Here is a 1639-nt window from a genome sequence, read left to right as displayed (position 1 = left end):
CGGCTGCTCGATGATCACGTGCGCGTTCGTGCCGGAGATGCCGAACGACGACACCGCCGCCCGACGCGGCCGGTCCACCTGCGGCCACGGGGTGGCTTCGGTGGCGAGGGCCACCGCCCCGGCCGACCAGTCCACGTGCGGCGACGGCTCGTCCACGTGCAGGGTCGGCGGGACGAGACCGTGCCGCATCGCCAGCACCATCTTGATCACACCGGCCACGCCGGCGGCGGCCTGCGTGTGACCGATGTTCGACTTCACCGACCCCAACAGCAGCGGCCGATCCTGCGGACGCTCCTGCCCGTACGTCGCCAGCAACGCCTGCGCCTCGATCGGATCGCCCAGCGTCGTGCCGGTGCCGTGCGCCTCCACGGCGTCCACGTCGGCGGTGGTCAGGCGAGCGTTGGCCAGGGCCTGCCGGATCACCCGCTGCTGCGACGGGCCGTTCGGCGCGGTCAGGCCGTTCGACGCGCCGTCCTGGTTCACGGCCGTGCCGCGTACCACCGCCAGCACGCGGTGCCCGTTGCGCCGCGCGTCCGAGAGCCGCTCCACCAGCAGCACGCCCACGCCCTCGGACCAGCCCGTGCCGTCGGCCGACGCCGCGAACGACTTGCAGCGGCCATCCTGCGACAGACCCCGCTGCCGGGAGAACTCGACGAACGTCCCCGGCGTCGCCATCACCGTCACACCACCGGCCAGCGCCAGATCGCACTCACCCGAGCGCAACGCCTGCGCGGCGAGGTGCAGCGCCACAAGGCTGGAGGAACAGGCGGTATCGACGGTCACGGCCGGCCCCTCCAGGCCGAACGTGTAGGCGACGCGGCCGGAGAGCACGCTGCCGGACGTGCCCGTGCCGACGAAGCCCTCGGCGTCCGGCGGCAGGTCCATCAGGCGGGAGGCGTAGTCGTGGTACATGACGCCGGCGAAGACACCCGTCCGGCTGCCCCGCAACCGCTGCGGATCGAGACCGGCGGACTCGAACGACTCCCACGACGCCTCCAGCAGCAGCCGCTGCTGCGGATCCATCGCGAGGGCCTCGCGCGGCGAGATCCCGAAGAACGTCGGATCGAAGTCGGCGGCCCCGTACAGGAAACCACCGTGCCGCGTGTACGACGTACCGCTGTGCTCCGGGTCCGGATCGAACAGCGACTCCAGGTCCCAGCCGCGATCGGTGGGAAACTCCGAGATCCCGTCGCCGCCGCCGGCAAGCAACGCCCACAGCTGGTCCGGGCTCTCGACTCCACCGGGGTAGCGGCAGGCCATGCCCACGATGGCGATCGGCTCGTCGGTGCTGGCGGTGAGCACCGCCGTCTGGCGGGCGGTGATCTGCCCGGAGACCTGCTCGTGCAGGTGGTCGACGAGCACGGCCGGGGTCGGGTGGTCGAAGACCAGCGTCGAGGCCAGCCGCAGCCCCGTGGCCGCGTTCAACCGGTTACGCAACTCGACGGCCGTCAGCGAGTCGAAGCCCAGCTCCCGGAACGCCCGGTCCGCCGGCACCGACTCCGCGCCGCCGTGCCCCAACACCTGCGCGACCAGGCCACGCACCAGCGCGTCGATCTGGGCGCGGGCCTCGTCGGGCGCGAGGCCCGCGAGCTGGTCGGCCCAGTCGCCGCCCCGCGCGGCCCGCCGCCGGGGCGCCGTC

1 protein-coding gene is annotated in these 1639 nt (G+C 73.3%); it reads right to left on the bottom strand.

Annotated elements, in window-relative coordinates; translation table 11 throughout:
• Nucleotides 1-1639, bottom strand: a 1639-nt coding sequence (locus tag ACWENR_RS30735; protein ID WP_452280434.1) for a type I polyketide synthase, incomplete at both ends; no start/stop codon positions are given.

The organism is Micromonospora sp. NPDC004336 (assembly GCF_053602615.1).
Note: the sequence above shows the minus strand (reverse complement) of the source record. Positions and strands in the feature narration are given on the sequence as shown.